Origin of the sequence: Vibrio sp. 10N.261.54.A5 (assembly GCF_041471145.1) — a bacterium.
In the GTDB taxonomy this organism is placed as follows: Bacteria; Pseudomonadota; Gammaproteobacteria; order Enterobacterales; family Vibrionaceae; genus Vibrio; species Vibrio crassostreae_C.
Genome location: NZ_JBFRNU010000058.1, coordinates 32,721 through 59,717 on the forward strand (window position 1 = coordinate 32,721; position 26,997 = coordinate 59,717).

A 26,997-nucleotide genomic window follows, 5' to 3' on the forward strand; every position below is an offset into this window, starting at 1 on the left:
CTGACTCGTAGGAGTCAGCCATAATATCAATCACTTAAGTGGATTAACCACCGAAGTCATCTAGTAGGATGTTTTCATCTTCTACACCAAGATCTTTCAGCATGCCGATAACAGCAGCGTTCATCATCGGTGGACCACACATGTAGTACTCACAATCTTCAGGAGCTTCGTGATCCTTCAGGTAGTTTTCGTACAGTACATTGTGGATGAAACCAGTGTAACCGTCCCAGTTGTCCTCTGGTTGAGGATCAGACAGAGCACAGTGCCACACGAAGTTCTCGTTTGCAGCCGCTAGGCCATCGAAATCTTCAATGTAGAACATCTCACGCTTAGAACGTGCACCGTACCAGTAAGACATCTTACGAGTAGAGTTAAGACGCTTAAGTTGGTCGAAGATATGTGAACGCATTGGCGCCATACCTGCACCACCACCGATGAATACCATTTCATTGTCTGTGTCTTTAGCAAAGAACTCACCAAATGGACCAGAAATAGTACATTTGTCGCCTTCTTTAAGAGACCAGATGTATGAAGACATCACACCAGGAGCTACGTCAGGGTTGTTTGGCGGCGGAGTTGCGATACGCACGTTAAGCTTGATGATGCCTTTCTCTTCTGGGTATGAAGCCATAGAGTAAGCACGGATCGAATGCTCTTTAACGATAGATTCGTAACGGAACAAGTTGAACTTATCCCAGTCACCACGGTATTCCTCAGGAATATCGTAATCTGCGTATTTCACGTGATGTGGTTCAGCTTCAATCTGAATGTAACCACCCGCGCGGAACGGAACTTCTTCACCTTCAGGGATCGCTAGAGCAAGTTCTTTGATGAAAGTAGCTTCGTTGTTATTCGAGATAACAGTACATTCCCACTTTTTAACACCAAAGATATCTTCGTCTAGTTCAATCTCCATGTCAGTTTTCATAGCAACTTGACATGCAAGACGTTCGCCTTCGCGAGCTTCACCTTTTGTGATGTGATCAAGTTCAGTTGGAAGGATGTCGCCACCACCAGACTTAACTTTTACACGACACTGACCACAAGAGCCACCGCCACCACAAGCAGAAGATACGAAGATACCAGCGCCAGCTAGGGCACCAAGTAGCTTGCTACCAGGTTGAGTAACGATCGCCTTTTCAGGGTCGCCGTTTACAGCAATAGTGATGTCACCTGATGGTACTAGCTTAGATTTAGCGAAAAGAATCACTAGTACTAGAGCCAATACAATAATGGTAAACATCGCTACGCCAAGAATAATGCTTTGCATTTGTTATTCCTTATTACTGGGTGCTTACCCTACAGTTGAACACCAGAGAAAGACATAAAGCCTAACGCCATCAGACCAACAGTAATGAACGTGATACCAAGGCCACGAAGACCTGGAGGTACGTCAGAGTACTTCATCTTCTCACGGATACCCGCAAGAGCAACGATAGCTAACATCCAACCCACACCAGAACCGAAGCCGTAAACAACAGATTCAGCAAAGTTGTAGTCACGAGTTACCATGAAAGATACACCACCAAAGATTGCACAGTTAACTGTGATCAGTGGAAGGAAGATACCTAGTGCGTTGTACAAAGGTGGGAAGAAACGGTCTAGAACCATCTCTAGGATTTGTACAAGTGCCGCGATAACACCGATGAATGCGATGAAGTTAAGGAAACTTAAATCGACACCTTCAACAAGCGCGTTTTCTTTCAGGATGTGTGTGTAAACAAGGTTGTTTACAGGAACAGCGATTGTAAGTACTACAACTACCGCAACACCAAGACCAAAAGAAGTTTTAACTTTCTTAGATACCGCTAGGAATGTACACATACCTAGGAAGAAAGAAAGCGCCATGTTTTCGATGAAAATCGATTTAACTAGCAGACTAATATAATGTTCCATGACTACCTTACCCCTTCGCTTCTACTTGTTCTGGTTTGAACACACGAATTGCCCAAATCAAGAAACCAATTAGGAAGAATGCAGAAGGTGCTAGAAGCATCAAGCCGTTTGGCTGATACCAACCACCGTTGCTCACTAGAGGTAGTACTTCCATACCAAATAGTTTGCCAGAGCCTAGAAGCTCACGGAAGAAACCAACAGTGATAAGAACGAAACCGTAACCAAGACCGTTACCAAGACCATCGATTAGAGATGGGATTGGCGCAGACTTCATTGCGAATGCTTCAGCACGACCCATTACAATACAGTTAGTAATGATTAGGCCTACGAATACAGATAGCTGCTTAGAGATATCGTATAGGTATGCTTTAAGCACTTGGTCTACCACGATTACTAGTGATGCGATAATTGCCATCTGAACGATGATACGCACACTGTTAGGAATGTGGTTACGGATCAAAGAAACGAAGAAGTTAGACAGAGCAGTAACGAACATTACCGCGATAGTCATAACAAATGCTGTTTCTAGCTTAGTGGTTACCGCAAGAGCAGAACACACACCAAGAACCTGTAGCGCGATTGGGTTGTTGTCCAACACCGGCGCTAAGATGCTCTTTTTAATTTCTTTTGCACTAGACATTAGTTCAGACCTCCGTCACGAACTTTTGCTAGGAACGGACCAAAGCCCATATCACCTAACCAGAAGTCAAATGTATGTTGAACACCAACGCTAGTCAGTGTTGCACCAGAAAGGCCATCTACACCGTGCTCAGAACCTTGAGGAGCGCCACCTTTAACAACCTGAATAGCAGGTTTGTGGTTTTCGTCGAATAATTTCTTACCAACGAATTGAGCGCGCCAAGATGGGTTCTCAACTTCACCACCAAGTCCAGGAGTTTCACCTTGCTCGTAGTAAGTGATACCAGAAACTGTGTTGCCATCAGTTTCTACCGCAACGAATGCGTACATCATTGACCATAGACCGTTACCGTGAACAGGGATGATAACTTTAGAAGTTTCAGCGCCATCTTTCACAAGGTATACAGTACCCGTGTTAGCACGACGAAGGATCTTAGCGATGTCATCTTCAGCTGAAAGCTTGATTGACTGAGCTGGATCTTTTGCCGCTTTACGTTGGTCGTATGCAGCAGCATCGCCGTCAACGAAATCGCCAGTAGCGAAATCAACTAGACGAGGTTCAATGTTCTCTGCGTACAGTTCAGGGATATTACCCGCAAGTTCAATGCCCGCAACTTCAAGGATCTTAGTTTGCTGATCTAGAACCGCGTTAGCTTGTTGCTTAGGTTTAAGAACAACTGCAGCTGTTGAAACGATGATTGAGCACACTAGGCTCAATGCGATAACAACAAACAGCGTCTTTTTAATGCTATCGTTATTACTTGCCATAGCGCGCTAGTCTCCGCTTAATGTTCTTCTCGATTACAACGTGGTCAAACAGAGGAGCAAATAGGTTTGCGAATAGAATCGCAAGCATCATGCCTTCTGGGTATGCAGGGTTAACTACACGAATCATTACACACATTGCGCCGATTAGGATGCCGTACCACCATTTACCACCGTTGGTAAATGACGCTGATACAGGGTCTGTTGCCATGAAGAACATACCAAATGCGAAGCCACCTAAAACTAGATGCCAGTGCCAAGGCATGCTGAACATTGCATTAGTGTCAGAACCGATCACGTTAAACAATGTTGATACAGCAATCATACCGATCATTACACCAGCAATGATGCGCCATGAAGCAATGCCCATGTATACAATCATTGCAGCACCGATCATAAGTGCAAGCGTTGATACTTCACCGATAGAACCTGGGATGTTACCAATGAACGCATCCATCCAAGTGATCGTCTCACCAGATACTGTATTCATTAGTGCACTACCACCGCCTTGAGCCCATTGGCTAAGCGCAGTTGCACCAGAGAAACCGTCAGCTGCAGTCCAAACTACGTCACCTGAAATCTGTGCAGGATATGCAAAGAACAGGAACGCACGGCCAGCAAGTGCAGGGTTTAGGAAGTTACGACCCGTACCACCAAAAATCTCTTTAGCAACAACAACACCGAAGGTAATACCTAGTGCAGCTTGCCATAGAGGAAGTGTTGGCGGAACAATAAGCGCGAACAAGATAGAAGTAACAAAGAAACCTTCGTTAACTTCGTGCTTACGCACCATACAGAACAGTACTTCCCAGAAACCACCAACGATAAAGACCGTCGCGTAGATAGGTAAGAAGTAAGTCGCACCCAAGAGCATCTTACTGCCCCAACCTGCATCGGCTCCTAAGGAGGCTCCAAGCATTTCGGTTAGCCAGTAGTGCCAGTTACCATCAATGATAGAAACTAGTTCTGCACCTGAATACATGTGGTTTAGTGCTGCAATAGCTTGACCACCTGCGTTGTACATACCCCAGAACATTGCTGGGAATACCGCAAGCCAAACCATGATCATGATACGTTTTAAGTCAACGCTATCACGGACATGCGAGCTTTTCTTTGTAACTGTACCTGGTGTGTAGAAAAGTGTTGCTGCAGCTTCGTAAAGCGCAAACCACGTTTCGTGTTTACCACCTGGTTCAAAATGATGCTCGATGTCTTCAATAAACTTTTTAAGGCCCATGAAAATTACCCTTCCTTCACAATTGTATCTAGGCATTCACGAAGTAACTGACCGTACTCGTACTTACCAGGACATACAAAGGTACACAGTGCTAAATCTTCTTCATCTAGCTCTAGCGCACCAAGTGCTTGTGCACTATCAACGTCGCCAGCACATAGATCGCGAAGCAGCAAAGTAGGCTCCATATCTAATGGCATTACTTTCTCGTAGTTACCAATTGGAACCATAGAGCGATCACTACCGTTTGTTGTCGTTGTCATGTTGAACAACTGACCTTTAAACACGTGACCAAGGAATGAACGAGTAACAGAGAACTTGTTCTTACCAGGCATAGCCCAGCCAAATAGCTCTTTATCACGACCTTCACGAAGAACCGAAACCTGTTGATGGTAACGGCCAAGGTAAGCATGTGGACCTGAAGCGTGAACACCAGATAATACTGAACCTGAGATCAGGCGAACTTCACCTGGCATCAACTCGCTGTCCGTCAACTCTTCAAGGCTAGCACCAATTTGAGTACGAACTAGGCGTGGGTTATTAACTACTGGACCAGCCAGAGAAACAACACGCTCAGAGTAAATCTCACCAGTAAGGAACAACTTACCGAATGCGATAACGTCTTGGTAGTTAATGCTCCACGCTACATTTTGTGCATTTACCGGATATAGGTAATGCATATGCGTGCCTGCAAGACCTGCAGGGTGTGGGCCATCAAAAACATGTTCTTCAACGTTAGACTGAGCTGAACGAGGTAAGCTAGTACCTTTTTTACAAACGTACACTTTACCGTTAGTCAGAGTTGAAAGAAGATCTAAACCAGCAACGAAAGCATCAGACTGCTCGTTAATGATTAATTCTGGCTCAGCTGCTAGCGGATTAGTATCCATAGCAGTAACGAAAATAGCCTGAGTTTCAGAATCAACTGCTGGAACCTTGCTGAACGGACGAGTTCGCAAAGCGGTCCATGCGCCAGACTCAACTAACTGAGCTTTAACCGTTTCACGGTCAATACTTGCTAGTTGGTTAGCTTCATAGCTATTGAACGTGATTTGCTCATTGCCTGCTACTTCAATCACTACTGATTGAAGAACACGCTTAGCACCACGGTTCACTTCAATAACTTTACCGCTTGCTGGAGAAGTAAATACAACACCTGGGTTCTTTTTATCTGCAAAAAGAACTTGGCCTTTCTTCACTTCATCACCAACGCGAGCATGCATCGTAGGACGCATACCAACGTACTCTTCGCCAAGCAAGGCGACTTTAGTGATGGACTTACCATCATTAATCACCTGGGATGGAGTTCCTGCGATAGGAAGATCCAAACCCTTCTTTATTGTAATCATACGCACTTGCACTACTTTATCGGGAAAAAGATTCTTTTAATTGCGTAAATTCAGGACGTTTTAAAATCGCCCTTAGACACGACATTACAGTGTCCGGTTTTGGTAAATTTGAGATACCAAAATCGCAACATTACATTAATAAACTCATCACAAATATTATGTGAGATTTATCAGGTGCCGTATTCTAGCATTTTTTGACAACTTGATGCCATGACCAATAACTTGAATACCGCGTTTATTTGGTGAGATTTGAAGCATATGGACTCTCAAATATGTATAAATTTGACGAGCCGCACAGATAAAATGGCTTTTGAAACGTGTTTTAAACAAGAGATTAATACTCTGTCACAAACTATTATTTTACGAGTTATGTTGAAACACTGTTAATAAAAACATTACTCATTGTAGGTATTTTTAGTCGTTCAAATTGCCATCAGTTTGAGTGATATAACAACGAAAAACACATAGGTTTGGCGACAAAAAAGGCGGCATCACCACCTTTTGTCAATATGCTCGCTGTGTTACTTGCCACCACCCATACACATAGGGCTGTCTGGCACGTTATCGAGCTGCTTCATCCATTCATCTTTTGTATAAGTGTGAATGGACAGTGCGTGAATATTATTCGCTAGCTCTTCTGAAAGAGCTTTATTTACCGCTCGATGACGAGCAATAAGACGCAATCCTTCAAACACATCACTGACAACAATCACTTTAAAATGACTCTCAGAACCGGCCGGAACATTGTGCATATAGCTCTCATTAACCACGTTTAAATGACTTGGTGAAAACTCATTGTGCAATTTTGTTTCGATAACTTCTTGGATCATTGTGATTCCTTAATAACGTATTGGCATTATCCGTGGGATGAGTATAAACCCTAAGCGGTCGACTGTCTGAGTATTTGATAGCGAATGGCGTAGGTTTGGTTGAGTTTTTTCTATCTTGTTCAGCCTGCATTTGAGACAATATCTTTGTTATTTCTTACATAAGTATCTCAAGCAATGAAAACCGAACTTACCCTTCACGATAGAACTTTAACCTTACATCGTTTCCCGAAACGTTCAAATGAAACCCTTCAAGCTTGGGATGCGGGCGACGAATACCTGATCAGTCATGTTGAAGAGATGAACCTCGAACCTGGCAAACACATCCTGATCATGAACGACAGCTTCGGTGCCCTATCCGCTTGGTTCTCGAAAGATCATGATGTCACCATGATGAGCGACTCATTTATCTCTCATCGCGGTGCCCTGAAAAACTTGCAGCGCAATCAAAGTAACCGAGTGAACTTCTTGAACACGATGGATGATATCCCACACGGTATCGACCTTGTGATCATGCAGCTGCCAAAAACAAATCGTCACCTAATCTGGCAACTGAGCCAGCTACGCCAAGCATTGCCTGAAGGCTGCCAAGTGATCGGCGTCAACAAGGTAAAAGAGATTCACACTTCTACGCTTAACCTGTTCGAAAAGTACCTAGGCGAAACCAAAACATCACTAGCGAAGAAAAAACACCGCTTAGTATTCTCGTCTCCAAACTGCCAGCCTATTCAAACAGTAGAGCCTTTTGTTGAATGGGATGTGGACGGTGAAGATATCCGTCTGAAAAATTTACCAAATGTTTACTCAGGGGAAGCACTCGATCAAGGCGCTCGCTATATGCTAGAGCACATCCCACAAGATCCTGAGCTACGTCATATCATCGATCTAGGCTGTGGCAACGGTGTATTGAGTGTAAAAGCAGGGCAATTGAACCCACAAGCTCGTATCACCTGTGTGGATGAAAGCTTTATGGCGGTGGAGTCGGCGCGCCAAAACGTCAAGGATAACCTTGGTGAAGAAGGCAACTTCCAGTTCATCGCCAACAACTGTCTAGATGGCTTCAAGAAGAACAGCACTTACTTAGTTATGTGTAATCCTCCGTTCCACCAGCAACAAGCGATTACAGACCACATTGCATGGCAAATGTTCTGTGATGCAAAGCATGTTCTTAGCAACGGAGGCAAATTAATTGTTATTGGCAACCGACACCTCGGATACGATGTCAAACTAGCAAGACTATTTGGTGAAGCTAACGTTGAAACGCTTGAACTAAACCAAAAATTTGAGATATTACAAGCAACAAGAGAACCTGCGAATTTTAATAAATAAGCAGAAACGACTTCACAAGAATTTAAGATACCGAGCTTCTGGTGTGAATTTAGAAAGGATAAAGGAATGAAAAAACTGATTTTGGCTGCTTCTATTATGGCTTTGACAGCATGTTCAGCCCCTCAGCAAGAACAGATCAATGTAATGCCAGAAGCTTCACTAAGCTCAAGCAACCTTGTACAAGGCAAAACATACACACTAACCAGTAAAGATGTTCGTGCCGCTCAATATGTTGCATTGGTTGATAGTGGCCGTTCAAACATTCAGCCAATTCACGCTAAGCAAAACATGCGTATTTCTCTAGAAAATGCTGTTGCACAGCAGTTAGAGTCTCAAGGTTTTCGTGCGAGCGTAAACAGTGAAAACTCGATTGTTTTAGAGATTCAAGAAGCACTCGTTACCGTAGAGCACACCATTATGGAAAACAAAATGGACGGTAAAGTAACGCTTGAAGTTACGGCTGAAACGCCTGAAGGCAAACTAGTTAAAACATTCAACGGCACTGCAACACGCACTGGTGCATTGAGTGCATCTAACGACGACATCTCTATGGTTCTTAATGACGTGATCAACTTGGTTCTTACTGAGATCGCTAACGACCAAGAGCTACAAACTTACATGAAGGAACGTTTCTAATGGGTCGTATTTTATCTTCTATCGCATTAATGCTAGTGAGCGTGAGCGTTTGGGCTGGTCCTAAAGTAAACGTGGAAACAACATTAGGCGACTTCACTATTGAGCTTAACCAAGAACAAGCACCGGTTAGTGCGGAGAACTTCCTAAAATACGTTGCTGACGGCAGCTACGAAGGCACTATCTTCCACCGTGTTATTCCTGGCTTTATGGCTCAAGGTGGCGGCTTCGATCAAGAGATGAATCAACAAGCAACTTACGCTCCTATCAAGAATGAAGGCAGCAATGGCTTGAAGAACGATACAGCAACAATCGCGATGGCTCGTACTAATGCGCCAGATTCTGCAACTCGTCAGTTCTTCATTAACTTCTCTGATAATGACTTCTTGAACGCAAAAGGTAGCAACCCAGGCTACGCTGTATTCGGCAAAGTAACTGAAGGTTTTGATGTTGTTCAAAAGATGGCAACGATTCCAACCAAGCGAATGGGCCGCATGTCAGACATACCAGTTGACCCAATCGTCATCACTAAAGTGACCCTTCTTAAGTAATCCAATCTAACGCCCTTATTTCTTAAGGGCGTTTTTCTACACAAGGACGCCCTATGTCATCAGGCACTCCCTCTCTTTCTTGGATGCAGACTTTCCGCAGCTACCTAGATAAACGCCTACTTTGGGTGTTTATGCTCGGCTGTTCGAGTGGCTTCCCATGGGTTCTTATTGGATCCAATATGTCTGGTTGGCTAAAAGATGCAGGTTTAACGCGTGCTGCCATCGGCTACTTTGGCAGTGTGTTTGCCGTGTATGCGATTAACTTTCTATGGGCACCATTGGTAGACCGAGTAAAACTGCCGGTGCTTCACGCAATACTCGGCCAGCGACGCAGTTGGATCTTTTTCTGCCAATCCATTGTTTTAATCGGTACCTTATTCATCGCAGGCGTCAATCCCGCAGAGAACTTGGCGTTTACTTCAATGTTGGCGCTCGCTATTGCCATTGCCTCAGCCACGCAAGACATCGCGATTGATGCATTTCGTATTGATACCTTCCCAAAATCCGAAGCATCAAAACTGCCGCAAGCTTCTGCAATGGCCGTAATTGGTTGGTGGACGGGGTATTCTCTACCAGGCTACCTTGCCTTTATTAACGCAGACTCAATCGGTTGGAATGGCGTGTATTACGGAATGGCAGGCGTCGTTATCGTACTAATGCTGTTTACTCTTTTTGTCGGAGAGCCAAATACACAACGCGAAGCCCTGCAAGAACAGGCTCAGCAACGCCACAATAAGGTTGTCGGTTCGAAAGTCGTGGCTTGGTTCAGTGTTACCGTGTTAGAACCGTTTTATGACTTCTTCAAACGAAACGGAGTTCAAGTTGCCATCACCCTACTGCTGTTCGTATTCCTGTTTAAGATAGGTGAGGCCTTCTTAGGCAGAATGTCGATTCCCTTCTATAAAGAGATCGGCTTTAGCAATGAACAAATCGGCCACTACTCCAAGTTAATTGGTTGGGGTGCGACGATATTCTTCACTTTGGTAGGCAGTGTCTTCAATGTGAAATTCGGTATTGTACGCGGACTGATGATCGGCGGTGTGGCAATGGCGGCCAGTAATCTAATGTTTGCGTGGATCGCTCACACTGGCCCGAGTGAAACCTTGTTCTTGGCAACCATCATTGTCGATAACTTTACAACTGCGTTTTCAACCGTAGCGTTTGTCTCTTTCTTAACACTATTAACCGGGCAGGCCTTCTCTGCAACCCAATATGCATTACTCGCATCCTTGGGTAACTTCGGTCGAACAACACTGGCTTCATTTAGTGGTGAATTGGTCGATTACCTCAATGATTGGTCAACCTTCTTTATACTGACCGCACTTATGGTGATTCCAAGTTTGATCATGCTCTACTCGTTACGCCACTTTTTCACTGATTTATTAGAAAAAGCCAAAAACAACCACGAATAAGAGTAAAAGAAAACAAATAAGAAGAGGGTAGCATTGATCTACCCTCTTCTACGTTCTGTCTTCAGATCTAGTCTGTTGTTTCACTGACAATTAGGTTAAAACCCGTACCCATCGAGTCATCAATCGCGACGACTTGATAAACAACACCGTCAGCCAAAGTTGCAGGCGCAGAGTCAATGGCAACAGTAGTTGGGTCTCCTGCTACAGTAATTGTCACGTAGTAAGATCCCGCTGCCACATAAATACCATTCGCGTAATCTTTGAACTTCACATCACTTAGCGCTGGAGTGCTACCAGAGATCCCCGCGTTTTCTGTTAAGTAAATATCCACCGAAGCCGCTATTGGGTTAGCAGCGGCGTGGGTAATGTTTAGCACCGCGCTGGTCGCAACCGGACGACGGTTTTCAGGAATAACCAATGGTTCCAAACTCAGTGGAGTTACCGTCCCTACTGCATAGATGCTGTAATCCATACCAGCAAATACCGCGACTCCATCTGCATCAATCAGTGCATTGGTTGTAGTGCCATCAGCAAAGATGTCAATGTCATAACTTCCTGCGGCTAAATCGATAAAACCGCGGATCTCTTTAAACATCAAATCAGCAAGAGGTGCAAATGCAGCTCCGTTGACAAAAACATCTACATCTGGGGCGCCATCAACGAGATGACCGACTCTTACTTCTGCAGTTTCTGCCATGTCGTAGATTAAAGATGAGCCCGAACCGTCCATTACCATCAATTTTACTGGAGAAGTGCTATTGGAGTCAGCTCTTGGCACAGCCGCGATCGTTAGCTCGCTACCGCCAGCCAGAGTTATCTCTCCAGAATCAAAAGCAATAGCACTTCCGCTCACTGTTTCTAATCTTACTCGGTACTGACCAGCTGGAATATTCAGCACGTCAGTAAAATCTTTATAAGCTAAAGTCCCTAACGGTGCGCCCAATGGATCACTAGGACCAGTGACATACAGATTTACATCGCCAACACCTGTTGCCGCGTGTACTACTTGCACATCTAGGCTTGAACTTGTTGCCGTTCCTGCAGCAGGGCGAGTAACAACCAAAGCCTCTACAGGATTGTTGGATCCATCGGCGTCGCCTACAACCATCACGGTGTAATCTAATTCACCGCTTAAATCGAATTGGCTTGGAGAAATAACAGTAGCAACAGCGTCACCTGGGAGTTGAACATCGACTTGAAGAGTTGTCTGTCCTTGATCTACTGAGGCGTATCCGGATGCCTGAGCATAATCGACACCGCTCCAACGAGCCTGGCTATTGACTAAAACGTTAGCTAAAGGCGCATCTGGCGATGCATGTACAGCTTGTAGTTGAGTTGTTGGTTCATCGTCATCATCACACCCAACAATGAAAAGGGCTGATATCGCTACAGCGAGTATAGGTGAATATTTCATCGGTCTTCTCTCCAAAAAAGTTAGACCAGTTCGTCACACAAATGATTAGTCCAATAACTAATCTTTAAAAAGTATTTCAAAATCTAGTGCAGTGAACTGTCTTTAATTCTCCGTGATTCAAAAAGTAGCTAGGTTCAAATCCCTAGGCAGTCATCACATGAGTTGTCCATCAATTGATTCCAACTCCACTACGCTGTTGGTCAAAAATAGATCAAAGACGAGATTAAGAGGTGGTTTGAATGAGTCATTTTTTAAGAGAAAACGCTTAGAAAAGAATACTGTTGATTTTGATATGCATATCACTCTAATTAGTAGAATCGTTTGCTTAGCGCAGTATTTCACCTATTTATCCACAAAATAATCGAATTTCACAAAATCAATAGAATTAGAGGTGCATCAATATGCATTGCCACCGTAAAGTTCCATCATTTAGATCATTAGTGTGATCAACCTCACCTTAATAATTGTAATTTTCACTCTGTCTCACTTTTATTTGAGAACAAAATCGCTATTATGCTCGGCATTCGGACATCATAAACACGCACGGATTAGCGGGTTACTTATTTCAAACATAGAGAGTTCCATTATGCGTAAATCACTTTTAACTCTTGGCCTACTTGCAGCAACTTCTGCTCCAGTAATGGCAGCGGATTATTCTGACGGCGACATCCATAAAAACGATTACAAATGGATGCAGTTCAACATCATGGGTGCAATCAACGAGAAAGGTCCTTACGAATCTACTCATGATTACCTAGAGATGGAATTTGGTGGTCGCTCTGGAATCTTCGACCTTTACGGCTATGTTGATGTATTTAACCTAACATCAGACTCAAGCAGCGACAAAGCAGACAAAGATGGCAAAATCTTCATGAAGTTTGCTCCTCGTATGTCTCTTGACGGCCTAACTGGTAAAGACCTTTCTTTCGGTCCAGTTGAAGAACTATACCTTTCAACTCTTTTCGAGTGGGATGGTAACAACGGTGGTGTTAACACTCAGAAAGTTGGTCTAGGTTCTGACGTAATGGTTCCATGGTTCGGTAAAATGGGTCTAAACCTTTACGGTACATACGACTCAAACCAAAAAGATTGGAACGGTTTCCAAATCTCGACTAACTGGTTCAAGCCATTCTACTTCTTCGAGAACGGTTCATTCATCTCTTACCAAGGTTACATTGATTACCAATTCGGTATGAAAGATGAGTACGCTCAAGTAAGCAACGGCGGCGCAATGTTCAACGGTATCTACTGGCACTCAGATCGTTTTGCAGTTGGTTACGGCCTGAAACTATACAGCGATGTATACGGCTTTAAAGATGGTGCAGACCTACCATGGGACGCTTCTTCACAAGCTGATTCTTCTGGCGTAGGTCACTACGTTGCAGTAACTTACAAGTTCTAATCGAACTTCTAAGAAAAGTTTCCAAAATGGCACCCTAGGGTGCCATTTTTTATTGCTTTCATTTAATGCCTAGCTATCCTTGCAGCATCACTTTCTTATCTCGGTATTGCTGTGAACATCACTATTGTTGGACCTGGAGCTATCGGCTCTTTATGGGCGATAAAACTACTTCAAGCTGGTCATAATGTCTCTTTGTTGAGTCGCTCCCCTGAAACCTCAATTGACCTAACACTTGATGAGCAAACTTCACTTTCCTTCAGCAATAACAATATCGACAAGCTATCAACGAGTGATTTGGTTATCTTCACAGTCAAGGCTTGGCAAGTAGAAGAAGCCACCACTCCGTTACTTCAATATCTCGACTCTGACACCATTCTCATGTTCATGCATAACGGAATGGGCGCGGTCGATAATATTGCTACTCAAGTCGATGGTTACCCCGTTGTATTGGCGACCACGACTCAAGCCGCATTCAAACCCAGCCGTAATCATGTATCTCATACAGGGTTAGGCCACACCCAATTGGGTGCTTTTAACCAAACGGGTCAACAGTGCACGTTTTTGGTTGATGTATTGGATGATGCTCTCCCCGCTGTGAGTTGGAACCCACAAATAGAAACCGCGCTTTGGGCTAAACTCGCCATCAATTGTGCTATCAATCCACTGACAGGGTTGGAACAAATCAAGAATGGTGAACTTGCAGACCAAAGGTTTGAGGGTATTTTAAGTTCTATCGTTGAAGAGCTAACACAAGTTATGCAAGCCGAAGAGATCGCTTGTTCATTCGACGGATTAGAAGCAAGTGTCAAGCAGGTCATCCAAGCCACGGCGCAGAACAACTCATCCATGAAGCAGGATATGTTTTACCAACGCAAGACAGAGGTCGACTTCATTAGCGGCCATCTAATCAAGACAGCACTTAAGCACGGCATAAAGGTTCCTGTTAACCAAAAGCTGTTTGCTCAAGTCAAAGAGCAAGAAAATAGCTGGAATCATCAAGATTAGTCAGCAACGGTCAACAAGTCGCGATAAAATAACAATACCGCTAAGCATAACGCTGGCACCAATTTCCAAGATTTTAGGTAAGAATAGATGCTTGATATCAATCACATCCGAGAGCAGTTTCCTGCGCTATCCCAAACCATCAATCAACAACCGTTGATTTACTTAGACAGCGCGGCGACGACACAGAAGCCTCAGGTGGTTATTGATGCCATTAGCCAATATTACTCGAAGCAGAATGCCAATGTGCACCGTGGTAGCCATAGCTTAACAGCGAACGCGACCAGTCAGTTTGAAGCTGCCAGAGATAAGGTCGCTCAGTTTATCGGTGCAAGCTCTTCAAAAGAGATCATCTGGACTCGCGGTGCAACCGAAGCGCTCAACCTAATTGCTCAAACGTATGCAAGAAGTACCCTTCAGCCTGGCGATGAGATCTTAGTGAGTGAAATGGAGCATCACGCTAACATAGTTCCTTGGCAAATTGTGGCAGAACAAACCGGGGCTAAAGTCGTTAAAGTACCGATGACACCGGATTGCGAATTTGACCTAGTCGCGTTTGATACGCTTTTAAATGAACGAACCAAGATTGTTGCATTAGCTCAGGTAACCAACGTAACGGGTTCTCGTCAGCCAATTGAAGCTGTCATAGAAAAAGCACACAAGATGAATGCAATTGTGGTGGTAGATGGCGCGCAAGGTATCGTTCATGAGCCTATTGATGTTGCTGCTTTAGGTGCGGATTTCTACGTATTCTCTGGGCACAAGCTCTATGCCCCTGCAGGTATAGGTGTGCTTTATGGAAAGATTGAATTGTTAGAAGCGATGCCACCTTGGCATGGCGGTGGCAAAATGGTTGAGCGCGTCTCTTTCTCTGGCACTACTTTTTCAGAACTGCCTGGCAAATTCGAAGCGGGCACACCAAATGTGGCGGGAGCGATTGCCTTAAGCACCACAATAGAATGGTTAAGTGGTTTTGCACAACAAGATATCGAAAATCATATCCACCAGCTACAACACGAGACTTATCTTGCGCTCAGTAAACTAGATGACATTCAGATTTTAGGGTATCAACACAACGCAAGCGTGATTACTTTTGTGATGGATGGTGTTCACCATCAAGATATAGCGACTCTACTGGATCAGCAAGGTATCGCAGTACGTGCAGGACATCATTGTGCTCACCCATTAATGGATGCACTTAATGTGAAAGGAACGGTTCGAATTTCATTTGGTATTTACAACAACATGGATGATGTTGAAAAGCTCGTAGCGGCGATAGAAAAAGCCGTTGATATGCTATAGATAGTAAAGAATAACGAGTAGCGAAATTATTTAGGGTTGGCGTTTAACGTCAACCCTTTTTGCTTTTGTGTATCTAGGAGGTATTAAGCACTTAGCTCTTGGATTTGAGCAACAATCGCTTTTAGTCCATTACCGCGAGATGGGCTAAGGTGGGTAATTAGACCGATTTGTTCAAAGTAACCATCAATATCGAACGCTTGAACCTGCTCTGATGTTTTTCCATCATACGCAGCCATCACCAAAGCAATCAGACCGCGAACGATACGCGCATCAGAATCAGCACAAAAGTGCCAAACACCGTCGATATTTTGAGAAACCAACCACACTTGGCTTTCACAGCCAGAGACAATCACCTGCTCACTTTTCAGTTCATCAGGCATCGTTGGCAGTTTCTTACCCCATTGAATCACTTGGCGATAACGGTCTTCCCAGCCGCTGAATGTCTGCATCTTCGCGACGATATCATCACTGGTAATTTCAGTGCCGAATGGAGAGCTTGGGAATGTGGTCATTTTAATATCCAGTCGATTGTTAATTGAGTAAAAGACGTTACTTAGCGTGCTTTTGAATCAGCTTTTCGACGATACGTGAAACAGCCACAAAGCCAAACGTCGCTGTTACAACCGTTGCCGCACCAAAACCCGTCGCACAATCCATGCGTTTTGGACCTTCTGCTGTCGCTTTCGCAGCACATACACTGCCGTCAGCTTGAGGGTATTTCAGCTGTTCAGTTGAGAACACACAATCGATACCAAACTTACGTGCTGGATTCTTAGGGAAGTTATGATGACGACGAAGGGTATCTTTTAGCTTCTTCGCTAGCGGATCTTGAATCGTCTTAGTCAGATCAGCCACTTTGATTTGAGTGGGATCGATTTGACCACCCGCACCACCGGTGGTGATCACCTTAATTTTGTTGCTACGACAATATGCCAACAGTGAAGCCTTAGCTTTCATGCTATCAATCGCATCTAACACAAAGTCGAACTCTTTCGATAGGTATTCAGCCTGATTGTCTGGGCCGATGAAGTCGTCAACCAAGTTAACTTTACACTCAGGGTTAATCAGCTTAACGCGCTCTGCCATCACTTCGATTTTGCTTTTACCAACGGTACCCGACATTGCGTGGATCTGACGGTTGATGTTGGTCACACACACATCATCCATATCGATCAAAGTCAGCTCACCTAAACCAGTACGAGCAAGCGCTTCAACCGCCCATGAACCTACACCGCCAATACCGATCACGCACACGTGTGCAGCTCTAAGTATGTCGACTTCACTATTGCCATATAGGCGACGAGTGCCACCAAATCGTTGGTCATAGTTTTCTGAAGCTGGAGTGGTCAATTCACGCATTGTTGCCGCCAATTTATTTCTGAGAAAAAGAAAAGAGTGCGTTTTATACGCACTCTTGAATAAAAAGTCTAGGGGATTAGCGATTCGCTTTCAATGCCCTTTTTTATTGTAGCTTACTCAACCTTTTCAGGAGGCAAAGCCCAAGGCGCTTCAGTTGCGCTGCCATCTAAACCGAGCTTCCACACACGACCAAAATGCTTGTAATGGCCCGCTTCTGTACCCGCTCGAGGGCCCATGCCGTGGTAAAGGTCCAAATGGTTTTGCTTAACCGCGCCGCCCGTATCCAAAACCAATAGCAGTCTTAGTTGATGAGCGCCGCTCCAAGTACCATCAGCATTCAGTAGTGGAACCTCAGCAAGAATCGGTGTTCCCATAGGTAAGATAGAGCGATCGCCCGCTACCGCCGCCATCGGTAATAGAGGAATGCCCGCGCTACCCATCACAGATAGGTCGTCTCTCGCTTCAAAAAACACGAAAGATGGGTTTTGCTCAAGCAGCTCTTTCACTACTTCAGGATCGTTTGCCAATACCCACTCTTTGATTGCTTTTAGCGACATTTTTTCGCGTGGAACTAAGCCTCGTTCAATCAGAACACGGCCAATGCTCACATAAGCTTTATTATTCTTACCCGCGTAGGCGAAATACTGCAGCGTGTCATCATCACCGAAGTGCACAAATCCACTGCCCTGCACTTCCATCATAAATGGGTCGATGCGGTTTGCTGAATAACCTAACTCAAGGCCTTGACCTTCTAATGCGCCGTTGTAAATCTCTTCGCGTGTTGGACACTCTTTGCCACACTCAGGAAGCCCGTAAACAGGGTAACGGTATTCTTCATTCGCTTCGTGGCGCAGCTCCATCACAGGAGAAAAGTAGCCCGTGAACAAAACATTGCCTTGTTTATCACCACCACCTAGTTGAGCGGTTTGAACGCCAAAATTCGCTAGCTCGCTTGGATCTCCACTCAGCATCGCCCACTCATTGAGTTGTTGATAAAGCGGCTCATAGATTTTAGCCATCGAAGGGGATTTAGAAACCACCATCTCAGCTTGTTCTGCAAATGCGGTGTAGTCTCTTGGTTTATTGGATTCAACCTGATCGACCTTATTCAAGGTGCGAGGAAATTCGTCATCAAGGTGTTGCTGAGCAAGATCAGTGGGTTGAGCACAGCCAAATAACAAAGAGGCAGCGACAAGGGGAAGCCATTTTTTAATCACAAGAGTCATCCTAAAAATTCTATGCATCGAGGATGACAAAAACAGTCAGATAACACAATCTTAGATTGTAAGAGTTTACAAGAAGATAACCTATCGGACGGAGTTATCGATATGGCCCTTAAGGCGGAAGATGGGATTGTAGTGACTGTCAGAATCGAGCACCATTTCTGTATTGTCAGAATTGGTCATGCGGAAGCGATAGGTTTTATCACCCGCCTTGTATTCAAAGTAGTTTCCATCAAAGTCAAAGCTCGTCGAAACAACAGACCCACGAACTGACACACCATTAGCATTCAGAACAAACTCATCGGTCGCATAATGTGCAACATCTTGCTCTATCCAAGTGCCGTATATCAGATTGTCGGGCGTCGCCGCATTTTGCACTCGGGAAAGCACATCGCCGAACAAAGAAACCACCGCAAACGAACCCACTAAGGCTAGAACCATTAAACAGCGTTCAATGATCTTACGCTTCAACTTAGATTGATTGCGCTGATCAGCTTCGCTGTAGAGACCTTTGGTTATCTCATCGATTTTGTTCTTTGTTGCTGGAGCTTGTTGCATTCGGTGACTACTCATAAGGATGCTATGCGCATTCTACACTGAGACAGTTTATATATTGAAGCCTAGATAAGAATAGTTTGCGCTTTATTCCAAAAAGGTGTTGTTTACATTTGAATTTAAATGCTAAATTATCGAATAAATAAACAAAATGGACTTGTTCTGTGAAATTAAGAAGTACAGCGCTAGTAAAAGGTTTCAGACAATCAACCCCTTACGTAAATGCTCACCGTGGCAAAACCATGGTCATTATGCTGGGAGGCGAAGCCGTTGCCGACAGGAACTTTGGTAACATTATTAGTGATATAGCCTTGCTCCACAGCCTTGGAGTAAAGATTGTTCTCGTTCACGGGGCAAGACCGCAGATCAACCAATTGCTCGCCAAGCAAGATTGCCATACGCCTTATCACAAGAATATTAGGGTCACTGATGAATATTCTTTGGGCGTCGCTATGCAGGCTGCTGGACAGCTTCAACTTGCCATCACCGCACGCCTCTCAATGAGCTTAAACAACACGCCGATGGCAGGCACTCAACTCAATGTTATGAGTGGTAACTTCATTACGGCTCAACCGCTTGGCGTGGATGACGGTACGGATTATTGCCACAGCGGGCGTATTCGTCGAATCGATATCGAAGGGATCAATCGCACGCTTGACCAAGGTTCAATTGTACTGCTTGGCCCTATTGCCAGCTCCGTGACAGGCGAAAGCTTTAACCTACTTTCTGAAGAGGTCGCTACCCAAGTTGCTATTCGTCTAAAGGCCGACAAGCTGATTGGCTTCTGCTCCGAACAAGGGGTAACAGATGAACGCGGTAACGTGCTCGCCGAACTCTTCCCTAAAGATGCCAAGCAAATTCTAGAACGATTAACGGAATCTCAAAATCCTGCCGAAGACATGAGCACAGGAACACTGCGCTTCTTGAAAGGAGCGATCTCCGCTTGTCGAGCTGGTGTGCCTCGTTGTCATCTAATCAGCTACAAGGTAGATGGCGCATTAATCCAAGAGTTGTTCTCTTTTGACGGTATTGGAACCCAAGTGGTCATGGCGAGTGCCGAGCAAGTAAGACAAGCTCAGATTGACGATATTGGTGGCATATTTGACCTTATTCGTCCTTTGGAAGAACAAGGCATTCTCGTTCGTCGCTCAAGAGAACAATTGGAACAAGAGATTCACCGCTTTACGATTATCGAAAAAGACGGACTGATTATCGGTTGCGCAGCGCTTTACGCATACCCGGAAGATCATATGGCGGAGATGGCGTGCGTGGCTATTCATCCTGATTATCGTGATGGCAACCGCGGGCAAATATTACTGGACTACATGCGTCATCAATCGAAGTCTCGTGATATCGACCAAATTTTCGTTTTAACCACACATAGCCTGCATTGGTTCCGTGAACAAGGGTTTTACGAGATCGGAGTTGATGAGCTACCGATGGAAAAACAGGGGCTGTACAACTATCAACGTAACTCAAAAATCTTAGCGTTAAATGTGTAAATAAAGTTTTGGACTAAAATCTCACTTCAAAGGAAAAATAATTGCAAATGTAATCGTTTTCTATATGAGATTTATTAACTATGCACTTTCACTCACACGTATAATTGTATAGAATTTAGACGCTTTAATAATCTTAACAAATGTTTTTATTGGAATTGCCATCTCGATAGTCATGTCGAACTCATTGAGGTGGTCACTGCACGGATTGCTATACCCGTTGACGGCCAGCACGCTAACATTAGCTCTGCTCGTTAATATAAACAGCAAAAAGAGCAATATTGATATGAGAACCATTGTTTGTAACTCGCTGCAAAGTTTTTGGGATATGGCTGATAACCAATTCTTAGAAGGGCTAGACGTACACTGCGTGTTCCCTGTTAGCGAGAATCTAAAAGAGTTTATTTTGAATTGCCAAGCAAAGTACAAGATAAACCACATATCGTTTACTCGAGCGTTTTTAGGCTCTGATTCCTAATAACGCTCAAAGCAACCAAGGATGGTTGCTTTGTGTTTGTCTAGCCCTAAGTTCAAAACCTTCTCTAGCCGTCCATAACGACTAATTCGTTAAGCGACTGCCTAAACCACTCACTCGCTCTGTTTTCACCTTAATCCCACGCTTCAACACATTTGTATCGCTGAACATCATCAGTCGTTTCTTCGCACGTGTAATACCTGTATAGATAAGCTCCCGCGTTAAAATAGGGCTGAAATCTGGCGGCAAGATCATTAAGGTCAGATCAAATTCACTACCCTGAGATTTGTGTATTGTCATTGCATAAGCCGTTTCATGATCGGGCACTCGGCTTGGTAGCACAGCTTTTACGCTGCCATCGGGCAACTCAAAATAGACCTTCAAACGAGGGGTTAAGTCAGGTTGACTAGAACCCGCCTCAAGCATACAGATACCAATATCACCATTGTACAAACCCAAGCCATGATCATTTCGCGTCACCATAACAGGACGTCCGTGATACCACAGCTCATCATTATGAGGGCTCACCAAACGCCTTGCGGCCAGTGCTCTTTCAATTCTGTGGTTGAGGCCTTTAACACCAAAATCCCCTTCACGAATGGAACACAACAGTCGGCATTGGCTGAACAAATCGAGTACCGATTTCGCTCTCGCTTCTTGAGTTTCTAACTCTTCCAACGGCACATTCATTCTATTGAGGTACGCACCATACTCGTTAACCAAAGTACGCAGCATCAGGTTATAGCTGTCACTCGACAGAGGGTGGTTTTCGATATCGCCAAAACCTTTGGCAAACACTTGGTCTACTTGATTCGCAGAACCATTATTGATTGCTTTTGCCAGCTGACCGATACCGGAGCGCGCATCGAAACGATAACTCTTCTGCAGCATACACAAGCTATCCGCAATCGCAGGCGGATTCACCGCTCCAGCTTTGTCTTGTCTTGGTTTAGCTATCGCATCAAAACCTGTCATCTCTGCAATCAAATTGCCTTGCGCTGTGCTGTACCCTGCAGAGTTGAATGAACAGATATCACCGAGCACAGCACCTGCCTCTACTGAAGCGAGTTGGTCTTTATCACCCAATAAGATGAGCCTTGCGTGCTCAGGAAGTGCATCCACCAGCTTATACATCATCGACAGATCAACCATTGAAGCTTCATCCACTACCAAGATATCAAGGTGGAGTGGATTGCGTCGGTTATGTCTAAACTCAGCACGGTTAGGAATCGCGCCGAGTAATCGATGTAACGTGCTCGATTCAGTTGGTATGTTGGCCTTCACTTCAGGCGCTAATGGCAGCTGCTCAATCGCTTTACCAATCGACTCGGTTAAACGCGCCGCCGCTTTACCTGTCGGTGCCACCAGCTTAATCGTTGGCGTTTTACCTTGGCTGAGCGATTGCTCGATCATCGCCGACAGTAATTTGGTTACTGTGGTCGTTTTACCGGTACCCGGCCCACCGGAAATCACCGCAAAGCGACGACTCAGCGCCACCGCGGCTGCCACTTTTTGCCAGTTCAAACATGCCGATAACGGCACCAAGTCGTCCAACACATCTAAGTCCGTTACCTGCTTAGCTTGTACAATCGCTTGGTCGATTGATCCCCAATCTAAAGCCTGCTCATTCACAATATCAAGATGGTCACACACCAATTGTTGGCGTAATACCTGAGACGTTTGTTGGCTTGCTTCAGCCTTGGCTAAGGCGTTAAACAGAAAATGATAGCTACGTGCAAAAAGCAGATTGAGCGTTTCAGTCAGCGCTTTTTTCTGCTCAGTATTGAACTCTACCGGCTTACTTAAACGGTTTAAGGTCTCAGCCAACACAACTTCGTAGTTCCAATAACGCTGTAAATAGACACGCTGCCCATCGAACATTAGAGGCTTAACACAATCGTTGGTCGTTCCCACTAAGTTTGATGATTGAAGCACAGCCACCCAATCAATACCCAACAGTTTTTGGTTCAATTGCAGTGCAGTTTCACCGTATAACCCAAGTAACTGAGCAAGATCTGCCGCTAGTTCAGGGCCTGTCGTATGCTGCTGTATAAGCTGAGTACAAATGTGTCCTTTGCCTAATTCATGGCTCACTACCCCCGCGAGAAAGCCGATCTCTTGAGGGTAGCTCGTGGCTTGCTGAGCAAGAAAACGGGCAAATTGATAATCCAACTGACGAATAGAACCCTTATCCGCAAGAAACTGGAGTACATCCATCAGTTGCTCAGGAATAAGTGAAACTGGCTTTGCTGTGTTCGCAGTATCTATGCCGGTATTAGTGGTCGTTGTTGTCATTATAAAAGCCCCATCTGTCCAGTTTCATCGTCATTCAATTGTGCCGAACGTCTGTCTATCACTTTACCGTCAATCAATTGATCCATTTCATCAAGTAAAGCCAGTGTTGGTTTCGCCGAGAAAATACCTTGCTGAGATTGGCCGTCCATTCCTCGTAAGAACAAGTAGTACACGCCACCAAAATGTTGTTCGTAGCTGTAATTGGCAACGCGGCTGCGTAAGAAACGGTGCAACGCCAATGCATAGATTTGATATTGCAAATCATAGCGATGGTCGGCCATCGCCGATTTCAATGCCTCGCCATGGTAGACAGCAACATCATCTCCTAAGTGATTCGATTTCCAGTCGAGTACATAGTATTTACCTTGGTGCTCAAACACCAAATCGATGAAGCCTTTCAACATACCTTGCACGGTTTGGAAACCTAGATCGCCCGCTTTGGCTGACAATGGATCGTGATATTGAATGGTTTGATTCAGTTCAGATGCAGCCAATACTTCGATCGGCAGTAAGAATTCCATCTCAACTAAACGTTGCGTCGAGTCTTTCTCGCTTAGCTTTAAGTTCTTGCCGTCTAATGCGGTGTTCAGCACTGTATCGACCAGTTGCTGAAGCACAGGTAGCCACTCTAATTCATATTGCTCTGATTCTAATAAGTGAGTGATTACTTGCGTGTTATGTTCACTGGTTGCTGGCTCGGTAAATTCAACCTCCTCAAACAAGGTGTGTAAGAAAGTACCTGGGCGAGCACCACGAGGGAACGTAAAGATAGAGCGTTCAGGCTCAATCAACTCAGACTCATCCTGCTCATCAGCCGAGTCAATATCAAAACCAGACACCTCAATGGTCGCGTCATGGCTCGCGCCGTGACTGCCTTGCTTTACAAGCCCCGAGTAACTGGTGATACGCCAAGCTCGGTCGATTGAAGCCTTGAGTTCATTAGCATGTAAGTCGTCACTCACTTGCTCTGTTTGTACAAACACCTGTTCATGAGCGGTTGGTGTTTCGGCTAACAGCACACTTGAATTTTTGCCTTCAATTGCCGTTAGAGCTTGATGCAATTCGGCAATACCCTGCTCTTGTCCGTTTTGAACCAAGTAGCCCATCGCACTCAAATGCACGCCTGTCGATTCTTTGGTTGAACGCCCTTTACGCAGTGGCGCTATACCAATAAAACAGCCATAAACCGCACGAGTCAGCGCTACATAAACCAGGCGCAAATCTTCCGCTAGTCGTTCTTTATCGGCTTGCGCTAAGGCACTGTCGCTGCCAGTAATATCGAGTACTGTGGTGTCTGAATCATGGTCGTAGAACTTACCTTCACTCGCTTCACGATAGCTTGCAACGAACGGCAAAAATACTAAGTCATATTCCAAGCCTTTCGATTTATGAATGGTAACGATTTGAACCAAGTTTCTTTCTGATTCAAGGCGTTGAATGTCGTCGTCACTGCCACCTAAACCATTTTGTGCATCTGAGATTGCTTCAGCCAGCCAACGCAACAAGCCATAGTCACTGTCGAGTTCTTGTCTTGCTTGTTGCAACAATTCGCCAATGTGCATTAAATCAGTGAGTGAGCGCTCACCATTTTCTTCTTCCAGTAAGCGTTCCGCGAGATGTCGTTTACTGATCACGCTGCGAAGCATTGGCAACACGCCGCGCTGAAGCCACAACTTACGATATTCTCTAAACTCGTTAACGACGTTTTCCCACACCACTTCATCGTTGTTGAGTTCATCCAATGATGCGGCATCCAGAGCAAACAACTCCGACGCTAAACTGGCGCGTAATGCTCGGTCATTTTCAGGTGTCAGCACCGCCTGCAACAAACGTTGAATATCTTGTGCGACCAAGCTGGTGAACACACTGTCTCGGTTGGATAAATACACGCTCGCAATGCCTTGTTCCGACAACGCGTTCTTAATCAGACGACCTTCACTACCGGTTCGAACCAAAACAGCAATATCACCCGCATTCACGGCATGTTGTTTTTTGCCGTTATCAAAATAGGCTTGTTGATTTTGAGAAGCGGTCAGAATAGTTTGAATTTGACTCGCTGTCGCTTCTGCCATTGCCTTGTGATATTCACCTTTCGGCAATGGCTTATCTTCAGCCTCTTGCAGCCAAAAGGTAAGTGCGTGCTGAGTTTCTCCGTTCATCACCCATTGGCGTTTGTCGGCTGATGGACTGGCAGCAACGGGCAAAAATGGAATGTCTTGATCGTAGATAAACGGGCTGTCCGAATTCATAAACACTTGGTTTACTGCACTGACCATATCGGCACTTGAGCGCCAGTTAGTGCCTAAGGTGTAGTGAGCACTAACTTGGTTTCTCGCCTTGATATAGGTAAAGATATCTGCGCCACGGAAGCCATAAATCGCCTGCTTTGGGTCACCGATCATAAACAAGCCGCACTGCGGATTATCAAGATAGATTCGGCTAAAAATACTGTATTGCAGTGGATCGGTATCTTGGAATTCATCGATCATTGCAACTGGGTAGAGTGTGCGAATTCTTTCCACCAGCAAGGACTGCTCATCGACATCAATCGACGCAGATAACTGAGTCAACAAATCATCAAATGATAACCACTGCTTTTGCTGTTTCGCCTTTGCTAGCATAGTTCGACAATGGGTAATCGCATGTGCCAGCAATGGAGCTTTCAAGTCGGCTGGGTGATTTAAGAAATCTTCAATCGCTTCGAAAACTGCATGCTGAGGTGCAGTGCCTTTCGGTGTTTTTTCAATGAGAGTGGCTTGCGAGAACTTCTCTAACTTATCTGGATATTGATAATCATGAGTGTCGCTCTGCGCCCATGCTGTCACAGCTTCTAACCATGTCGGCAGAGATTTCTTAGTGTAGCTACGCTTGTTCACATCCGAAGCAGAGATCAAAGCCAAAAAGTCCGCTTCGGATTCACACCACAGCGCTTTAAGTTGCTTCACTTTATCTAGGTTTTGGTTGTGCAGAGTTTGCAAGTCGCCCGACATCGCATCTACCGTCAATTTCAGCGGAGATCCTGTCAGATAACGATTTACGTCTGCTAATAACGCAGCAGGTGAACCCCAGATATTACGAACCTCACCAGCCAGTTGAATGGGCAGCGGGTAAAACTGTTTACGCCAATAGTCAGCAACTACTTGTGCTTTTAGGTGGCTTTCATCGGTCACAAATTCGTTATCAAAGCGGCTTCCAGACTCAAAAGCATTTTGAGTCAACATTCGCTGACAGAAACCGTGAATGGTGTATACCGCAGCCTCATCCATTTGTCTTTCAGCGTTAAGCAGAGTTTTAGCCGCGCCAGCATGATCATCGATGGCTTGTAACAAAGGCGCAATCACTGGGTCGTCACTTTGCCCACGTGCAAACGCAATGCGTGCATCATGAATACGAGCACGAATACGATCTCGCAGCTCAGCCGTAGCTGCTTCAGTAAAGGTCACCACCAGAATTTGGTCTACGGTTAGCGGCTCATGGTGTCGAGTGGCTTCAGTCAGATCACCTTGTGGAGCGGCCGTGCCATGCCCGAGCAGTAGGCGTAAGTACAAGCCAGCGATGGTAAATGTTTTACCTGTACCCGCTGATGCTTCAATTAAACGCGCGCCATGAAGTGGAAACGTCATGGTATCGAGTGTCTGTGGAGCAATTACCTGAACACTGCTTGTGGTCGTCATGCCTTACTGCCTTCTGATAAATATGTTGTTACAAATGTGACCTAGCGTGGAAAACGTCATTCAATTTACGTCCTACGCTGATTTGTTAATAGTTAGTGCGATCTCTCTCACGGATCAATTCGGATCGCCTCGCTACTATGCGCCCACGAGTTCAGGAGCGCG

Annotated in this window: 23 protein-coding genes; 9 read left to right on the forward strand and 14 right to left on the reverse strand. The window is 45.0% G+C overall.

Annotation, left to right across the window (positions count from 1 at the left end; all coding sequences use genetic code 11):
- Window positions 1–43: 43 nt before the first annotated feature.
- The 7 genes from nqrF to bolA all read right to left on the reverse strand — a co-directional run bounded on the left by nqrF (window position 44) and on the right by bolA (window position 6,713).
- A complete protein-coding gene (gene nqrF / locus AB4329_RS18005) occupies window positions 44–1,270 on the reverse strand; it encodes an NADH:ubiquinone reductase (Na(+)-transporting) subunit F (RefSeq protein ID WP_017631923.1) in 1,227 nt (408 codons plus the stop codon).
- 29 nt (window positions 1,271–1,299) lie between these two features.
- The gene (gene nqrE / locus AB4329_RS18010; RefSeq protein WP_009848375.1) at window positions 1,300–1,896 is read right to left on the reverse strand and encodes an NADH:ubiquinone reductase (Na(+)-transporting) subunit E; all 597 of its coding nucleotides are present in this window, start codon (window positions 1,894–1,896) and stop codon (window positions 1,300–1,302) included.
- A 7-nt stretch (window positions 1,897–1,903) separates the two neighbouring features.
- Entirely contained in the window at window positions 1,904–2,536 is a 633-nt protein-coding gene (locus tag AB4329_RS18015; protein WP_008223083.1) for an NADH:ubiquinone reductase (Na(+)-transporting) subunit D, read from the reverse strand.
- Window positions 2,536–3,303, reverse strand: coding sequence for a Na(+)-translocating NADH-quinone reductase subunit C (locus AB4329_RS18020; protein ID WP_017059911.1), 768 nt, complete (start codon window positions 3,301–3,303; stop codon window positions 2,536–2,538). Before AB4329_RS18020 ends, AB4329_RS18015 begins: the two co-directional genes overlap by 1 nt.
- Window positions 3,293–4,537 carry an NADH:ubiquinone reductase (Na(+)-transporting) subunit B gene (locus AB4329_RS18025; protein WP_010439046.1) on the reverse strand — a complete coding sequence of 415 codons (1,245 nt, stop codon included), beginning with the start codon at window positions 4,535–4,537 and terminating at the stop codon, window positions 3,293–3,295. Before AB4329_RS18025 ends, AB4329_RS18020 begins: the two co-directional genes overlap by 11 nt.
- 5 nt (window positions 4,538–4,542) lie before the next feature.
- Window positions 4,543–5,883: a Na(+)-translocating NADH-quinone reductase subunit A gene (locus AB4329_RS18030; protein WP_372138956.1), complete on the reverse strand. Its 1,341-nt coding sequence runs from the start codon at window positions 5,881–5,883 to the stop codon at window positions 4,543–4,545.
- 521 nt (window positions 5,884–6,404) lie between these two features.
- Complete coding sequence (bolA, locus tag AB4329_RS18035) at window positions 6,405–6,713, reverse strand: transcriptional regulator BolA (RefSeq protein WP_017064186.1); 309 nt, start codon at window positions 6,711–6,713, stop codon at window positions 6,405–6,407.
- A 174-nt stretch (window positions 6,714–6,887) separates the two neighbouring features.
- On the opposite strand from bolA, the gene AB4329_RS18040 reads away from it, so the two are divergent.
- The 4 genes from AB4329_RS18040 to AB4329_RS18055 all read left to right on the forward strand — a co-directional run bounded on the left by AB4329_RS18040 (window position 6,888) and on the right by AB4329_RS18055 (window position 10,635).
- On the forward strand, window positions 6,888–8,039 hold the full coding sequence (locus AB4329_RS18040) for a methyltransferase (RefSeq protein WP_017068516.1): 1,152 nt from the start codon (window positions 6,888–6,890) through the stop codon (window positions 8,037–8,039).
- A gap of 66 nt (window positions 8,040–8,105) precedes the next feature.
- The gene (locus AB4329_RS18045) at window positions 8,106–8,675 is read left to right on the forward strand and encodes a YajG family lipoprotein (RefSeq protein WP_017059907.1); all 570 of its coding nucleotides are present in this window, start codon (window positions 8,106–8,108) and stop codon (window positions 8,673–8,675) included.
- Window positions 8,675–9,223 (forward strand): peptidylprolyl isomerase, encoded by a 549-nt coding sequence (locus AB4329_RS18050; RefSeq protein ID WP_017059906.1) that lies wholly within the window; start codon window positions 8,675–8,677, stop codon window positions 9,221–9,223. Before AB4329_RS18045 ends, AB4329_RS18050 begins: the two co-directional genes overlap by 1 nt.
- Before the next feature lie 53 nt (window positions 9,224–9,276).
- Window positions 9,277–10,635, forward strand: coding sequence for an AmpG family muropeptide MFS transporter (locus tag AB4329_RS18055; RefSeq protein WP_372138958.1), 1,359 nt, complete (start codon window positions 9,277–9,279; stop codon window positions 10,633–10,635).
- A 67-nt stretch (window positions 10,636–10,702) separates the two neighbouring features.
- Here AB4329_RS18055 and AB4329_RS18060 read toward each other — a convergent pair whose 3' ends face one another.
- Entirely contained in the window at window positions 10,703–12,049 is a 1,347-nt protein-coding gene (locus tag AB4329_RS18060; RefSeq protein WP_372138960.1) for a DUF4397 domain-containing protein, read from the reverse strand.
- Window positions 12,050–12,635: 586 nt separating this feature from the next.
- Between AB4329_RS18060 and AB4329_RS18065 the strand changes: the two genes are divergently transcribed.
- From AB4329_RS18065 to csdA, 3 genes are all read left to right on the forward strand, one after another.
- Window positions 12,636–13,451: an outer membrane protein OmpK gene (locus AB4329_RS18065; protein WP_102320250.1), complete on the forward strand. Its 816-nt coding sequence runs from the start codon at window positions 12,636–12,638 to the stop codon at window positions 13,449–13,451.
- Window positions 13,452–13,562: 111 nt separating this feature from the next.
- Entirely contained in the window at window positions 13,563–14,456 is an 894-nt protein-coding gene (gene panE, locus AB4329_RS18070; protein ID WP_372138961.1) for a 2-dehydropantoate 2-reductase, read from the forward strand.
- An 87-nt stretch (window positions 14,457–14,543) separates the two neighbouring features.
- Window positions 14,544–15,755, forward strand: a complete 1,212-nt coding sequence (gene csdA, locus AB4329_RS18075; protein WP_372138963.1) for a cysteine desulfurase CsdA — start codon at window positions 14,544–14,546, stop codon at window positions 15,753–15,755.
- Window positions 15,756–15,838: 83 nt separating this feature from the next.
- Here csdA and csdE read toward each other — a convergent pair whose 3' ends face one another.
- The 4 genes from csdE to AB4329_RS18095 all read right to left on the reverse strand — a co-directional run bounded on the left by csdE (window position 15,839) and on the right by AB4329_RS18095 (window position 18,895).
- A complete protein-coding gene (gene csdE / locus AB4329_RS18080; RefSeq protein ID WP_017059900.1) occupies window positions 15,839–16,267 on the reverse strand; it encodes a cysteine desulfurase sulfur acceptor subunit CsdE in 429 nt (142 codons plus the stop codon).
- Between the two features lie 37 nt (window positions 16,268–16,304).
- On the reverse strand, window positions 16,305–17,114 hold the full coding sequence (gene tcdA / locus AB4329_RS18085; protein WP_065676375.1) for a tRNA cyclic N6-threonylcarbamoyladenosine(37) synthase TcdA: 810 nt from the start codon (window positions 17,112–17,114) through the stop codon (window positions 16,305–16,307).
- 113 nt (window positions 17,115–17,227) lie between these two features.
- Complete coding sequence (mltA, locus tag AB4329_RS18090; RefSeq protein WP_017059898.1) at window positions 17,228–18,340, reverse strand: murein transglycosylase A; 1,113 nt, start codon at window positions 18,338–18,340, stop codon at window positions 17,228–17,230.
- Window positions 18,341–18,421: 81 nt separating this feature from the next.
- Window positions 18,422–18,895 carry a DUF2850 domain-containing protein gene (locus tag AB4329_RS18095; protein WP_017064193.1) on the reverse strand — a complete coding sequence of 158 codons (474 nt, stop codon included), beginning with the start codon at window positions 18,893–18,895 and terminating at the stop codon, window positions 18,422–18,424.
- A 161-nt stretch (window positions 18,896–19,056) separates the two neighbouring features.
- Between AB4329_RS18095 and argA the strand changes: the two genes are divergently transcribed.
- Window positions 19,057–20,394 carry an amino-acid N-acetyltransferase gene (gene argA, locus AB4329_RS18100; RefSeq protein WP_017064194.1) on the forward strand — a complete coding sequence of 446 codons (1,338 nt, stop codon included), beginning with the start codon at window positions 19,057–19,059 and terminating at the stop codon, window positions 20,392–20,394.
- 283 nt (window positions 20,395–20,677) lie between these two features.
- Window positions 20,678–20,869 (forward strand): hypothetical protein, encoded by a 192-nt coding sequence (locus AB4329_RS18105; RefSeq protein WP_046224581.1) that lies wholly within the window; start codon window positions 20,678–20,680, stop codon window positions 20,867–20,869.
- Between the two features lie 81 nt (window positions 20,870–20,950).
- Here AB4329_RS18105 and recD read toward each other — a convergent pair whose 3' ends face one another.
- Window positions 20,951–23,161: an exodeoxyribonuclease V subunit alpha gene (recD, locus tag AB4329_RS18110; protein ID WP_372138964.1), complete on the reverse strand. Its 2,211-nt coding sequence runs from the start codon at window positions 23,159–23,161 to the stop codon at window positions 20,951–20,953.
- Entirely contained in the window at window positions 23,161–26,835 is a 3,675-nt protein-coding gene (gene recB, locus AB4329_RS18115) for an exodeoxyribonuclease V subunit beta (protein WP_372138966.1), read from the reverse strand. The genes recD and recB overlap by 1 nt, the downstream gene beginning before the upstream one ends.
- Window positions 26,836–26,997 lie beyond the last annotated feature (162 nt).